Genomic DNA, 15089 nt, shown 5'->3' with positions numbered 1-15089 from the left:
CCAACTCGAAAACGAACACCACCGTCCGCGTCAACGCATCGATAGGGCTTGCGTCGCTGCGGAGCCGAATTGTCGCTTGAATTCGGCTTCGGCAAGCTGGCGAAGATTTGGAGAGAGGACGGCGATCGCCATCCGATAGCCTTCGAAGGCCGCCGATTGGTCACCGCTGCGATATTTGGCTCGCGCGTACCTCACCAGTGCTTTGCCTTCCGCGTCTTGATCGACGACCTTTGCCGCAGCGGGGTCGACGGGAAATCCGTTGGGGCGATCGGCCGTCACCCCGCGAATCTGTCGATCGATTTCGTCGTGATCAATGATGGTGACGGTCACCGATGCATTACTGCGGCTCAGGGTCGCCCCCAGCGCTCGACTACCCGGACGGTGCGATGAACCGATGGCGGAGCGGCTGACACCGCCGAGCGATGTGGTTCCACCATCGGGAACGAGAACCGAACCGTTGTACGAGAACTGGTGGAACGTGGGGAGCTGGACGACTTGAGCATTCGCGGTCGCCAACGCCGAGGTTGCGATCACGAAGCTGAGGAGGACGCGTGAGATGTTCATGATCCGACTCTATTCTTAACGTACCTTGTTCACGTAGCCGAGGCTCTCTGAGGCTCGGAGCTTCGCGTCTCGGAGAGACGCGACTACGTGTTTTACGTATTACCTACTTGAGGTCCTTTTTGATTTTGTCACCGAATTCTCGGTTGAACTTGCGGACTTTATTTTGCACGACGTACTTGCAGTAGCCCGCGTTCGGATTGCGGCGGAAGTAGTCTTGGTGGTACTCCTCGGCCGGGTAGAACGTGGTGGCCTTCTCAAGCAAAGTCACGATCTTGCGATTGTATTCGCCAGATTGGTTGAGTTTTTCGATGTACTTCTCAGCGATCTTTTTCTGTTCCTCGTCGTGATAGAAGATGCTGCTGCGATACTGGGGGCCGGCATCGGCGCCTTGGCGATTGAGCGTCGTCGGGTCGTGGGTCTTGAAGAACACTTCCAGGATTTCTTCGTAGGTGACGACCGACGGGTCGTAAGTGATCTCGACGGCTTCCGCGTGACCGGTCAACTTGCTGCAGACTTGTTCGTAGGTCGGATTGGGGACGGTGCCGCCGATGTAGCCTGAGACCACGTCCTCGATCCCCTCCATACGTTCGTAGACCGCTTCGGTGCACCAGAAACATCCACCTGCGAGCGTCGCCACGGCCTCTTTGCTCTCGCCAGGTTTTGCGTCAGACTGAGTTTCCTCGGCAGGCTGGGCCGCCATGCAGGTAGCTGTGTTGGCCGTGACCAGCGTGATACCCAACAAAATGCTCCATGCCGGAGCGATGGACCGTCGAATACCAGACAAGGATGGAATACGCATGGATGAGGTTGACTTCAAACGAGCGAGCATGGAAACGTTCTCCACGGTTGGGCACGAAATCGATCGTGCGGGAAACGGGTGCGTCGGACGACGGGTCGATTTGCGTTGGCTAAGGCGGTGTCCTGCAAAAATCGCCTTGCAAAGGGTCTACGCGACACGCTTGTATCATACGCTCTGGGGCAACACAGCGCCGACCTGAATTGGCACGTCGACGGATTCTCTGCTCCCTCCCTTTTTTCTCGCAAAGAAGCATATTACGCCCGATGCACGCGTTTTTTGACTTTCACCACACGGTTTTGCCGGACGAAATCGATGCTCAACAGCACGTCCACAACCTGAGATATCTCCAATGGACGCTTTGGGCCGCCGGGGGACACACCAAATCCACCGGCTGGGACACGGCGGCGGCGCTCGCGGACGGCCTGGGCTGGGTCGTCCGCGGTCACGAGGTCACTTACCGGGCGGCCGCGGTGGCCGGCGATGAGATCGTCGTTCGAACCTGGGTCAGCGAAATCCAACGTTTTGCATCACGACGCAAGTACGTGATCTGTCGACCGGCGGATCGAACCGTCCTGGCTCGTGTCGAGACACGATGGGTATTCGTCGATTTGCGAAACCACAAGGCGTTGGCGATTCCGGATGCAGCGCTCAAACTATTGACGATTCCTGAAACAACTCCCGTGCTTCCTTGGCAGCAATCGTGAGAAGGCAATGTGTGTGGACGAGCCCATTGAAAAGTCGAACTCGGAGAACATGAGCGAAGAAACCACGGCAGCGGATCGCTGGTTGATTCGGTTCTTGCAGATGGTCGGTGTCTTTACCTTGTTCGCGTTCCCCGCAGCCGTGATGCCGGAATCCTGGATGATCCGGATTGCCCAGTGGTTGACGATCAAACCGTTTCCATCGGCGCCGCTGACGTTCTACTTGGCGAGAAATTTGTCGCTGATCTACGGATTCGGCGGCATCGGGCTGTTCGTGATCGCAAACGATCTGCCCCGGTATCGACCGATGATTCGATGGTTGGCCATCGGAACCATCGGCTTTGGTGTGATGCAAGGCGTTGTTGACGGGATGTCTTCGCTGCCGATCTGGTGGACGCTGGGTGAATCGCTCTCGACGATCATGGGAGGATGTTTGATCGCGTGGCTTGGTCGACGATCAGCAGCCAGTCATCAGGAACGACACGTTGGAGTATAGCCTTTAGGCGATCGAGCACTGGGGTCTGTGCTGAAAGAACTGTGCTCGGTTCAGGTGTGAGCGGCTGAAGCCTGGACTCCAACGTTGTACTCCAACGTTGGCTACTTATTGGACAGCAGATAGTTGGCGTTGTAGTAGGCCTTGTCGTGCAACAGATTTTGGCCGTTTGTGTTCTTCACGCCGGCACTGGTCAGTTCGTGCACGTGACCACGTTGCAGAGCGTCGATCGTGAGTGTGACCGACATACCGCCTTGGGAGACCGTTGCGGCCTTGATCGTCGGTTTGGTGTGGTCGACTTCGGGGCTGCCGTATTGTGATCGATACTCGTAGGCATACGTTTCCATCGTGTAGCTGCCCGGTTGGGATGCCGTTTCAGGGTCGACCGGCTGAGTGAACGTCAGCTCAAAGCCATCGGGTGTCAGTCGCATTTCTTTGATTTCGAAGGGCACTTTGCCCGTCCAATCCAGACGCTCCACCGCAAACGGTCGCGTACCGATCGATCCCCAACCGCGATTGGTGCCACCGACGAACAGAGCCCCCGACGGCGTCATCTCGACACCGACATTGCCCGACGCGAATCCTTTGCGAAACGGAAAGCAGGCTCCTTGGTAGTGTCCGTTGACCTTTTCCAAGAACACTCGCATGAGAGTGCTGTGGGATTGATCGGCGACAAAGAGTTGGCCGGGGAAGGGACCGAATTTGCCGTCGGTCGAGTCGCAAGCGACGCCCGAGGCGCTCTTGCCCATCTTGTCGTAGGGGAACAGGATCGCTGGCGGCTCCAACTCAGGAATCTTATCCAGTTCGATGTGCATGCGACTGCCGCTTTCGGGTTCCGTCGGTCGCTTGCCCATCGAGTCGGCAGCGGAATCGTACCACTGGAAGCCGCCGGGGTGACCGACGAACTTGCCCGCGATCAATGGCTTCAGGCCACAGGTTCCGTTCCACGGTCCTTGGTTGTCGGTGTAGAAAAGATCGCCGTCCAGGTTGGCACCGATGCCGGCGGGCGAACGAACGCCGCTGGTCATGGGAATGGTTTGGCCGTCCGGTGTGATTTTCATCGCCCAACCACGGAACGGCACGGCGCTGCTGAAGGAGCCGGTCAGGCAAAGCGTGACCACCATGTTGCCGTCCTTGTCGAACTTGCTGCCGAACGCGTATTCGTGATAGTCCGCTGATACGCCCCAGCCGTCGGCGACCGTTTCAAACTCGTCGGCCAAGCCGTCGCCGTCGCTGTCACGCATGCGGGTGACCTCGGGGCGTTGTGTCGCGTAAAGCCAGCCGTCCTTGAGTGCCAAGCTCAGCGGTTCATGCAAGCCGCGTGCGTAGACGTGAAACTGCTCGGCGGTGACGGTGTCGGCCAATGGTTTGTCGATCATGAAGATGTCACCACGTCGCGAGCACACCGCCAGCTTGCCATCGGGCATCATCTGAAATCCGCATGCTTCGATGACTTCGTCCAATGGTGTTTCGAACGTCGTGATCTTGTAGTAATCGTCTTCGCTGGGTTTCTGCGCCGACAGGACTCCGGAAAGCGCCGTCACAACGAGTGTGAACACAGCAATGGAGATAATTGATCGATTGTTGAGAGTCATGGGATTGGGCGTGAATATGAAATGCGAGCGGTGGGAATGGTGGTGACGGATGGCCGATGCCACATCACCAGAGGATGACTTCGCGGATCGTCACGGTGGCTTGATTGGGGATGATCGCGCGAAGCTGTTGATCGGAACCGACTTGGATGATTTGCGGTTGAACGGCGTCGTTGTCCGAGACGACTGCCACGCCGTGGGAGTTGACTCGGTAACCACCGTCACCCTCGACGACTTTTCCCGAGCCGATCAGCCAAACGAGAGACTCGTCAGACGACGGATCGTTTCGCTCAATGGTGATCTCGCGCGAGAACCCCGAGGCACCTTTGCCGATCGTGGGCTCAAACGGTTTGATCGATTCGGTGACGGTGACGTTACCGAATCGGTAACCGAACGCAGGATTGCCGTCCGCATCGAGTCGGTAACCTTTGAATCGATATCCACGGTCGCGTCCCGACTCTTTGGGCCAAGGAGAGTTCAGCGAGGGCAGCAGCGCGAATGGCGTTTGTTTTTCGATGTCGACGACGTCATCTCCCATCGGTTGCTGTCGGCCTTGTCCACGCCCCTGCCAGTGCATGGCGGCATCGATGAAGCTGTTCTTCCAGATCTTTGCCAAGGTCATTTGCTCGGCGTCCCAGATCAAATTGACGTCGCCCGGATAGCCAACTCCGATGCCGCGTGCTGAGATGTCGGTAAAGAAGTTGCGGTAGATTCGTGGACGGGCATCGGCGGCTAGCAAGATGGCACCTTCTTTCAAGCCTTCTGGTTCTTTGGCTTCGGTACCCTCCTTGAGATATTGCCACATGGCATCGATCTGTTTTGCGGGGTCGCCGTCGTAGAGTTTCGTCAGTGCGCTGCGGCCATCGACGAAACTGTTGGGCATACGTGTTCCGGGACGATAGACCAGGGGGTCTTTCAGATAGCGATGAAACCATGACTCGCGAAGACGTCGTGGCATCGCCAGCAAATCGATCGCGCCGATCCCGCCACCCTTGTCACCGTTGTAGGCGTGGCATTTGATGCACGCCAGCCCGCGATTGCCAACGGCTTGTCTGCCGGCGGCGACGATTTCATTGTGTGTGTCCGAATTGTCTACCGTGGGCTTGCTGTCGTCCCGGTCTAGTCGCACCAACGATTGGTGAAAATCAGCCAATGGCTCGTGCCGATAACCTGGCATGCGGGTCAGCATGTACGGTCGCTCGTTGGCACCCTTGTTGAACAACTCGGTGAGGTATTCGTCATTGAGTTTGTCGGCCACTCCGGTCAGTGGCGGCGGCAGTTGGCCTTCCAATCCCATCTCGGGAATCTGGGTTTTGAACATTGCCTCGCGGCTCGGCTCAGGACCACCGACATCGCCACGACGGTGACAGGCATAGCAATTGAGTGCCGCCATCGTCAGGTGAACACGCTGTTGGTCGACATCTTGCGGGGACCGTTTCACTTTGCGAGTGAGGTCCACCATCGCGGCTTCGATCGCACTGCGTTGAAGGGATGTCAGTCCGTAGTCCACCGCGGGGGCGGCAACCGTGTCGGCAAGGCAGCCTTGTCCGGCGCGAGCGACGTCCAAAGCGGGCGCAAAGGCCTCGTTGGTTTTGTCGTCACCAAAGCCGTGGCATTGGACACATCCCGCAGAGCGAAAGAGTCTCGCACCTGTATCCGCCATGGATTCATCGGCGCTGAAACGGCTGGGCAGGAGGCTCGGTTCGGCGGGTTGGTCGGGGTCCACGATCATTTCTTCGATGTCGACACGCCCGAAAACAGGATCAAAAATCTGTGCGTCGACTTCGGCACCACCGCCGCCGTTGAAGAACTCGATGCGAATCGGGTGGATGCCCTCCGTCAATTCAAAGGTGGCTTCCCTGGCCTGGGGAGCGTGGATTCCGTCATTTTCGAGTCGGTTTTTGCCGATGATCAGTCGACTACCATCATCGCTGTTGATACGGAAACGGTACTTGCCGGCTTTCTCGATTCGAATGTCGGCCATGAAGACGACGCCGTAATCATTTGCTGGTTTGATGTCGTTGATCTTGAGCCCGCGAACGGTATCGGTTTGCACAGGCGTCAGTGAATCGAAATCCGGCAACTGTTGCCACTGACCACGATACACCTTGCGCGAGAATTTCGATGTGTTCCTTCGTTCGGTGACGCTACGCGTCAGGAAACTTGCGATCGCGAACGCATCGGACTCGCTGCCCACGAGCGCCGGCATCCGCAGACCGGGACGGACGTCATGAGGTTTCTGCAGAAACCGAGACAACGCGACGGTGGAGTATTTCTTGGCAACGTCGCCCAAGGGTACCGTTGTTGCCAGCGGCAGCGATGCGGAGGGTTTGGCAAAGTTGTTCAGCGGCGAGTGACACGCCGTGCAACCGATCGAATGATAGAGTTCAGCGCCGCGATCGGCATTCTTGTTGCGAGTGGGGCGATCCACGAATTCGCCCTTGCCACGCAACGTCAGGTAGCTGGCGATCGCTGTGGCGTTTTGCTGCCTAGTCGTTTCATCGGCTCCGACCCAAGGATCGGGCATCGTGGTTCCGGTCTTGGTTTGGTGCGGATTGGCGATCATCGCAACCAAAGCATCGCCACGAACGCGAGATCGGACAGCGGTAAGGTCGGGTCCGCGTTTGCCTGGGATCGCGTCGATCCCGCCTGCGTGACATGCGTTACACGCGAGCGAGCTGATCAGGACGTGGCCGCCATCGGCGGCGGCGTTGGGATTACCGGCAAAGAACCGTTCAAAACCGGGGACGATCGGGCGGGCGGCTTCACGCTCGACATCACGAGGCAGAATCCAAATGTTGCGATAGCGAACTTCGTTGCCATGGTCTTGCAGGTAGATCGGGCCAGGTCCAGGACCCTCACCCAACTTGGCGGCCGTGGTGGCGTGGGTGAGCTTGACCGCATTGTGAACGATGACTCCGTTGAGACGAACGGTGATCGTCGGCTCCGTGATTTTCTTCTTTTGGTTGTCGTAACGGGCGGCGGTGAAATCGACGTCATAGGTTTGCCAAGTCAGTGGCGGATAGCAGACGTTCATTTGGGGCGCGGCGATCGAGTAGATGCCGCCGGTCTCGTTCATCGCGCCGGACAAACCGAACGAGTCGAGGATTTGGGTCTCATAGCGACCTTGGTGATACACGCCGCTGTTCCCACGGGCTTGGCCACGTTTGGTCGGCAGGTAGGGAGTTCGGAACTCCAGGTGCAATGTGTAGTCATCAAAGGTTTGCTTGCTGGACGTTCCAGGCATCAACAAGCCGCTGTCAGATCGCTTGCCGCCCTCCCAGTTTGCCAACGAGCCTTCGGAGCCGTCGAACAGGACCATGGCACCCGAGGGCGGCTTGGCACCCAAAGTGGTACTTTCTCGCTCGACACGTTTCAGTTTCATCGAATCGACGAGATCAAGCACCGTATCGCTGTCCCCATCGAGTCGGCGAGGCTCAGCGCGGTCCCAACCCGCGCCTGGCAAACCGCCTTCGTAGACGACCATGTCGAATTCACCGTCGCCCAACGCGATGACCTGCATGCCTTTGCGAACACCGGCGTATTCGCCCTGGACCAGAAAGTCAGGGTCTTTGGCTGCCTGAGCGGGATCCGCTTGCGGGGGTTCGGCGGATGCGGTCGCGAGAAGCAAGACGAGGCCAATGAAGGGCAACGTGTGGCGTGGCAGGAATGGCATGCGGAGGAGAGAAAGGTTGAGAGGGGGGAGGCGGGAATTGACAGCATGGTAGCGGATTGCCTGACCGGCTGCAAAATCAGCCCAAAAATTCTGGGAGAGACGCGGAATGCATTGTCGTTCGATTTCCCAAATCGTTAGCGTATGCTGCTGTGCGGTTTGCCCGCCGCGGAAACTTGGTGAACCGAAAACGGATGTGATGGGTGAGCGTGTGGCTATCGCGTGGCGGCTGATATGCGCAGACTGCATTCCTACCATTCCTACCAATCCGCGCAAGCCGTTTCACGCAAACGTTTTGCGATGACTATCGTGAGTCGAGTGAATAATCCGGGCTATCGATCTGGGAGATCGAGCGACATTACGAGCCGATAGCGTGCACCGCAGTCGCTCGGACAATCGCCCAGATGATCTTGCGCTGGACCCGGTCAACTTGCTATTGTCGCCGGGTGACTCTATTCCGCGAGACAGGTTGACAAGGATGTGACCGTGGCGACCGATGAATTTTTGCTCGACCAAGCAGAACGTAATCAGCAAGACCGACTTCTGAGACGACGCGACAACCGCTCTCGTCGCCGACGCTACACGGCCATCGCCGTGCTATTGATGCTGGCATTGTTTGTATTGGCCGGGCCTAGTTTTGTCAGCCATACCTCCATCGGCACATCTCTGCTATCCAACACCCTCTCCGGCTACGGACTGGATGGGCAGGTCGAGTCCATGCGAGTGGGCTGGATCACCCCTCTGCGATTGCGTGGTCTGAGCATCAAAAGTCGTCCCGTCCAAAATGCAATCGGCGCGGCCCCAGACGAACGCTCCGGCAGCGAGATTTTGGTAGAGCAAGTCGACACGGAGTTAACGATCCTGGACCTTTTCAGTTTCGATCCCGAGTCATTGGGAAACATCACCGTCCGCGATCTCAACATTCGGTGCTCCGTCGACAACGGCGTATGCTCGCTCGAACGCGACTTGCAGCCACTGATGCAAGGTGACGACCAGGGCAGCGGCAACGTCAACGGCCATGTTCATGTGGAGAACGCAACGGTCGAGGTGATCGATTTGCCCACGGGCAGAGGTTGGTCAATGGGACAATCGCACATGGACGTTCAAATGACGGGACGTTCCATCGAAGGTTCGCTCGCGGGCGTCTTGACGGAACCGTCGGGCAACGCCGGATCGTTGCAAACAGAAATCCACTGGAGCCCAGCAGACTTGTCCGGAACCTCGCCTGCGGCAACACCCGCTGGTGAGATGGCAAACGCCGGCGGTTGGCGAATGAACTTGACGACCGAATCGCTACCGCTGTCGGTGACGGATTTGTTGATACGCCGCTTTCCCGAAATGCTTGGCCAGAACGGACCGAGTGTGACCGGCGAAGCGACAGGGAAGATCCTGTTGAGTGGAAACGACCGTGGCAATGTTGAGGCATCCATTGAAGAACTACGAATTCGAGACCTTTCCGTCGCCGGGTTGCCAGGACGCCAAGGTGCTTGGAAAAACGCCATGGCCTCACTGGACGGCGAAGTCTCTTTGGTGGATCGCTGGGTGATCGGTCGTGGACTCAAAGCCACCACGGACTTTGCCGTCGCTACGCTCGACGGCGCGTTCTCGACAGAGTTCTCCCTAGTCGGTGCTGACGACAACCCGCTTCGATGGCTGGAAGCATTGGATGGTCAAGCAAGCGTGGATGTGGACTTGGCCGCGTTTGATCAAGCGATGCCGGGGATGATCCCATTGCGTGATGACGCACAATTGATCTCCGGTCACGCGTCCGCCACCATTCAGTCGGTCGCCAAGAACGACAATGATCCCGCCAGCACCAATGCCCGACAAAGTCGTTTGATTTTCGCCAGTGACTCTCTGCGTGCGCGAGCGCACGGGCGTGCTGTCGTGGTCCAGCCGATCGAGTTGACCGCGATGGTTTCCAATCGTGGCGGTCGAGTTCATGCCGATGAGTTTCAGTGGACCAGTTCCTTTGCGACGGCAACCGGCAGCGGAGATTTGCAAACCGGCCAAGCCGATTTGGATATCGACTTCGGACGACTGTACGCCATGCTACGCCCCGTCGTGGACTTGTCCGACGTCTCACTCGGTGGAAATGCGACCGGTCGCATTCGCTGGAATGCGACCAACCAAAACCTGTGGCAACTGACGGGCTCCGGGAACGCGACGAATCTGTTGATCGCCTTGCCAGATGGGCATCGGATTCAACGCTCGTCGGTTCAGTGTGATGTCAATGCCGTCGGACGATGGAACGGACAATCGCTCGCCGAACTTTCGCAGGCGAATTTCAAGCTGCTGAGCAACGGGATGGACTTGCGAGCAGAGCTTTCCGGCGCCGTCGCCAATCCGACATCAGCATCCCGATTTCCGATTCAGCTTTATGCCAACGGGCGAATTGAAAACGTAGCGCAGACGCTGCGTCCTTGGTTGCCAGAGGCGACGCGAGACGCGGAGGGAGCCTTTGTGCTCAACGCCGATGGGATGATCTCGTCGGACCACGCGAGCATCAGCAAGGCTCGCATCGACATCACGCGACCTCGCATCGCGTACGGCGCGAATTGGATCAGCCAACCGCGTGTGACCATCGATTTCCAGGGCGGCGTGGAATTGCCCTCGGGTGACTTCAACAGTCGCTCCCTGCAAGTCGTCGGCGATGCCATCTCATTGGCTGCCGAAGGCGAATGGAATCGGGAGAAGGTCGCACTGCAACTCGCTTGGAGGGCCGACCTGAAACGGTTGCAGGACAGCATGCAGCCACGCATGGCTCGGGCCGCGGGCAACATCCAACAAGCCGCCTTTGATCCGCAAGCTCCTCAGAATTTCAACGAAGTACCAGTCCCCACCTCGTCGACATTCATCACCGGCACGTGCGAGGGAAAGATCAGCGTTCGCAGCAGTGCTTTGGAACTGGGAGCCGGATTGATCGAACTGGAATCGCAGACCACCGCCAAAGACGTCGCCTTTCATGAATCAAGTCCGCTCAATGTGGGCTTCGGTCCACAACCCAGGACATTGTTAGCACAAAACGCGTCGGCGTTGGATCAAATCGTCTGGCTGGAACCGAATGTCAAAATCAACACCGTCGCCCGATACGACTCTCGCAGCGGAACGCTATCGACCGATGATCTGCAAATCTCGGGCGATTGGTTTGCCACAACACTCAGCGGCGACGTGGTTTGGAACGATGTGGTGGGCAAGGTGGAGCTGGATGGCCCATCGAGATTCAAAATGGACGAGGTGGCGCGGCGTTTGACCGCACTGACCGGGACACGCATTGATGCCGTGGGGATCCACGAAACGCCCTTGAAGATCGCCATCGCTCGCGGACCGCAGGATGCTCTGGACGTCCAAGTCGACTGCAACATGGGATGGGAATCGGTTGCCGTCGCCGGTGTCAATCTTGGGCCATGTTCCATCCCCCTTCACATGACCGACTCCATCGTCAGGATCAATCCTTGCGTGATCCCCGTGGAAGGCGGCCAAGTCGACTTGGCCGGTGACATCTTCTACCGTCCCGGCCCCGTCGCCATGCAGTTGGCACCCGGCACCAAAGCACAGAACGTTCGCATCACCCAGCAGATGACCTCGCAGTGGCTGAAGTACCTAGCACCCATCGCGGCCGATGCGACCCAAGTGGATGGCACGATCGGCGCGGAGATCGACGAAGCGTTCGTGAACTTTGATGCACCTCAGCAAAGTCGCGTAAGAGGACGTTTGAACATCGAGCGTCTGCAGCTTTCACCGGGGCCCTTGGCCAATCAAGTCGTCCAGGGTGTGGACCAGCTCAAGTCGTTGTCGCAGGGTGCCTTGGCCGTTGGGCGTGATGTGACGGGTAAGACATTGGTCACAATGCCACCCCAAAGCGTCGATTTCGCGGTCGGCAATGGCGTCGTGACCCATCAGCGGATGTACTTGCAAATCGATCGCGCGCAGTTGATCACGAGCGGTCAAGTCGGCATGAACGGTTCGGTCAACTTGGTCGCCCAAGTACCCTTGGACGCACGATGGATCGGGCGTGACCTACAAGGCATGGCCGGCCAGTCGGTTTCCATGCCGATCACGGGAACGCTGTCACAACCACGATTGGATCCCCGAGGTGTCCGAGACCTCGTGATGCAACTGGGCACTCAAGCCGTGCAGAACAAGCTGCAAGAAGAAGTCGCAACGGGTCTGGAAAAGCTGTTCGGATTCTAGCTGCACCGCTGCATTAGGTAGGTCATGCTCTGCATGACAACATCCGTTCAACACAACCGCACAATACAACCGGACTGCTCCGGAGGTCACCGAATTAGGTCACCAAGGCGTAAAGGCGTACGTACCGTATTTCGTCATGCAGAGCATGACCTACTGTCACGGCTCAACGATTTCGTTTTGGAAGGCTGTGATGGGATCGTTGCTGAGTAGCTTGTCAAAGAAGGCTTCGTCGCACTTTGCGATTTGCTCGGTGTCGATGTGGATGGCCACCAAAGCGACGTCCTGGGCGAGCCTCTTGGCGAGTTCGCACAATCGCTTTTCAGCCTGCGGTGGGATCGCGATCGGATGGCCTGCCTGAGCATTTTGTGGCCACGTGTAAATGTCGATTGCGATCCATGCGTTGTGCTTTGCGTAGGCTTCTCGTACTTCGTCAGACTCGATCAAGAAATTAGAGCCTTCGCGGTCCTCCAAGAACGGCGTGTTGCCACTGTGTACGAAGTACCGGCAGCCATCGATGGCGAGAGTACACGCGTTACCATTCCATTGACAGACGTACTCGTCTTCGTCGGTGGTGACCCTTTGCGGCTCGATCGCAAAGAGTTGCAGTCCCATGTCGCTCGCCGCATCCAGAACCCGCCCGGCATCCACATTACGTGGTTCTGAGAGCAGTAGGATCAATCGGCGGATTTCGAAATCTCTGTCAAATGCCCTTTGGCTGGCATCGGGTGTGGCGCTGGTGGTGTCTGTGTCGCCGATCCAACCCTCGGGGATTTCATCGAGGTCATCATAGTCCTCGCGAGCGTAGTAGGTTTCGTCACCGATGGAGAGTACAAACGCGTTTTCGAAGCGCTCCCTGTCCCCTTTGACGGCATAAATGATCGCGCGATAGTAGTCGCGATGCTCGACACCGGCTTGCCGAGCGGCAAGCAACGCTTCATCGAATCGCTTCAGTTGGGCCAGAGCACGTATCTGCAGTCGCCGGAGCGGCATCTCTTGCCAGGTATCATTTTGTTCTGAGCCGGATCGTTTAAGCGACGCCCCGACCAAGTCGAGCGTCTTTTCATAGTCCCCCGACTGATAGGCTTCGGTTGCGTCTTCGATGACGAAACGCGGATTGGTGGGATCGGTTTCGCGATGAAGCTTCAGCAGTTGCTGATAGGTCGGGTCATCGGCATCGAGTTCTTCCACCAAGATGGAGAACACCTCTTCTTTGGGCTCCAACTCGCGGTATGCCTGGGCGTATTGATCCTGCTCAATGTAGCAGGAGATCAATTCGCTACGTGTCTCTGCGAGATCGTACTCGTGCTCTTCATCGTCGGGAATGAGACTGATGGCCGTCCGGAATTCGGTTTTGGCTGTTTCGTAGTCCTTCAGGCGAAAAGCTCTCCACGCGATGTTTCGATGAGCATTGGGATCATCGCCAAACTCTTGCAGATGCAGTTTGATCATTTCGTTGATCTGATTTCGAACCGCATCCGTTGCGTCGTCATTTTCGTCGGCGCTCAAGAACCATTCAAATGCTGTTTCTTTGTCTGAGCACTGGCTGTAAACACTGACCAGATCGCTGCCCGACCGGGAAACATCGTCTGACACCCACTCACACAGAGTGTATTCAAACCAAGAGAGCCAATCGGATGCTTCGTCAGTCTTGCGAATCAACTCCTGCAAGGCATCGATGGCTGCGTCGGTCTGGCCGCGCATGTGGAGCACGGATGCGCGGTAGAAGTCGATGAGTTGAGCTTGAGGATCGATCGCCGCCATCTCGTCGATCAGGATTTGTAGGACGTCGGGTTTCTCGGCAAGGATCAACGAGTCGCTGATGAGTTCGAACGCTTCCTCCGGTATGGGCGTGTTCTGAAAGAGAGGTGTCCATTCCTCTTTGCGTTGGACCGGCAGGAGCGTGATCAACTGGACCAGGCTCTCGACATTTTCCGGGGTGTCCGTGACGGCGGCCTTGTATGCCGCGATGGCTTCGTCGGTTCGGCCGAGTTCTTCTAACGCAGCGGCCAGGACGAGCGAAGCGTCTGCGTCGGCACCGAATTCGTCCAAGTATTGCTGGGCATATTTGGCGGCGAGTTCATAGCGTTCCAAGATGAGATACGCATTGCTGCGGACGTAAGTTGCAAAGGGGGCGCTGGCGCCAAACGCATCGACTTTGTCCAGGCACTCAATCGCCTCCGCCGCATCCCATGCAGTGTACACTGCCGCAGCGAGTTTCCACCGGATGCCCTCCATCGAATGGGGCAAGCGGTATCCGCGGATTTGATCGAGTTCATTGACGCTTTGGTAGGTGTCTTCTTGTGCGGCTGCCATCATGGAGGCAAGCAAGCCACGAACAGCTTGGAGCATTTCCACGGGAGCATTGGCTTGACTGGCGTCTCGCATCACGGCGGCGGTGAAGCTGACCATGGAGACATCCATGGAGAGATCGTTGTAATCGACGATCTTCCATTGGCCGCCGATTTTTTGGAGCACGAAGATTTCGCGAGAGGTGCCGTGAGACTCTGTCCAGTTGCGGATGAAGACTTCCGCACGTGTCCTCTGTTGATCAAAGTCGGTGCTGACGATCTTGTGACGCAGCCAAGTCACGCCCAACGTTGTGAGTTGGGTTTGAACTTGATTGCGGAGTGCGACTGCCATTTGGGCTTGCCCGGGCGGCGGCAACGGGACGTCGGCCAGTTCCACGATGGCTTGGACCATGGCGTCAAAGTCGTAGAACTCCATCAGCTTCTCAGCGGTCTCATCCTTGGTGGTTTCCTGGAAACGCTGAAAGAAGTCGCGGATTTCGCGATGCTCCACTGTGTTGTTATTCGCCGGCTGAACCGCGGGCTGGCCCGCGGGCGGATTCGGGTCCTGCGCCGACAAGACCGAAGTGACAGCCGAGCCCACAAAACACCCCACCGCGGCCACGAAACATAAAAAACGCATCTTGCTCCCTTCCTTCAACCGCCAATCGCACTGAGAAAGCGTTCATTCTAGTGGTTTGAGGACGAAGCGTGTTTTTTTGGATATTCCTTAAATCCGCGTCGTCCGCAGCCTCGTCTGTCTTGGTAGCCGCCCCCGATGGCCGCGA

General features: G+C 57.5%; 8 protein-coding genes. 3 read left to right on the top strand and 5 right to left on the bottom strand.

Annotated elements, in window-relative coordinates; all coding sequences use genetic code 11:
- Nucleotides 1–30: 30 nt before the first annotated feature.
- Together Pla52nx_RS30055 and msrA are read right to left on the bottom strand one after the other, a co-directional pair.
- A complete protein-coding gene (locus Pla52nx_RS30055; protein ID WP_146523176.1) occupies nucleotides 31–564 on the bottom strand; it encodes a hypothetical protein in 534 nt (177 codons plus the stop codon).
- A gap of 103 nt (nucleotides 565–667) precedes the next feature.
- A complete protein-coding gene (gene msrA / locus Pla52nx_RS30050; RefSeq protein WP_390620418.1) occupies nucleotides 668–1363 on the bottom strand; it encodes a peptide-methionine (S)-S-oxide reductase MsrA in 696 nt (231 codons plus the stop codon).
- Between the two features lie 263 nt (nucleotides 1364–1626).
- Between msrA and Pla52nx_RS30045 the strand changes: the two genes are divergently transcribed.
- Both Pla52nx_RS30045 and Pla52nx_RS30040 read left to right on the top strand, forming a co-directional pair.
- Complete coding sequence (locus Pla52nx_RS30045; RefSeq protein ID WP_146523178.1) at nucleotides 1627–2067, top strand: acyl-CoA thioesterase; 441 nt, start codon at nucleotides 1627–1629, stop codon at nucleotides 2065–2067.
- Between the two features lie 49 nt (nucleotides 2068–2116).
- Entirely contained in the window at nucleotides 2117–2560 is a 444-nt protein-coding gene (locus Pla52nx_RS30040) for a hypothetical protein (RefSeq protein WP_146523247.1), read from the top strand.
- A 101-nt stretch (nucleotides 2561–2661) separates the two neighbouring features.
- Here the strand turns inward: Pla52nx_RS30040 and Pla52nx_RS30035 are convergent, their stop codons facing one another.
- Both Pla52nx_RS30035 and Pla52nx_RS30030 read right to left on the bottom strand, forming a co-directional pair.
- On the bottom strand, nucleotides 2662–4152 hold the full coding sequence (locus Pla52nx_RS30035) for a PQQ-dependent sugar dehydrogenase (RefSeq protein ID WP_146523179.1): 1491 nt from the start codon (nucleotides 4150–4152) through the stop codon (nucleotides 2662–2664).
- Between the two features lie 64 nt (nucleotides 4153–4216).
- Nucleotides 4217–7825 (bottom strand): family 16 glycoside hydrolase, encoded by a 3609-nt coding sequence (locus Pla52nx_RS30030; RefSeq protein ID WP_197455067.1) that lies wholly within the window; start codon nucleotides 7823–7825, stop codon nucleotides 4217–4219.
- Between the two features lie 483 nt (nucleotides 7826–8308).
- Here Pla52nx_RS30030 and Pla52nx_RS30025 point away from each other — a divergent pair, with 483 nt between their 5' ends.
- Nucleotides 8309–12016 carry a hypothetical protein gene (locus Pla52nx_RS30025; protein ID WP_146523181.1) on the top strand — a complete coding sequence of 1236 codons (3708 nt, stop codon included), beginning with the start codon at nucleotides 8309–8311 and terminating at the stop codon, nucleotides 12014–12016.
- Between the two features lie 156 nt (nucleotides 12017–12172).
- Here Pla52nx_RS30025 and Pla52nx_RS30020 read toward each other — a convergent pair whose 3' ends face one another.
- The gene (locus tag Pla52nx_RS30020) at nucleotides 12173–14944 is read right to left on the bottom strand and encodes a tetratricopeptide repeat protein (protein ID WP_146523182.1); all 2772 of its coding nucleotides are present in this window, start codon (nucleotides 14942–14944) and stop codon (nucleotides 12173–12175) included.
- Between the last annotated feature and the right edge of the window lie 145 nt (nucleotides 14945–15089).

This window comes from Stieleria varia, from assembly GCF_038443385.1.
GTDB classification, from domain to species: Bacteria; Planctomycetota; Planctomycetia; order Pirellulales; family Pirellulaceae; genus Stieleria; species Stieleria varia.
This window is presented reverse-complemented; position numbering and strand designations above follow the sequence as displayed.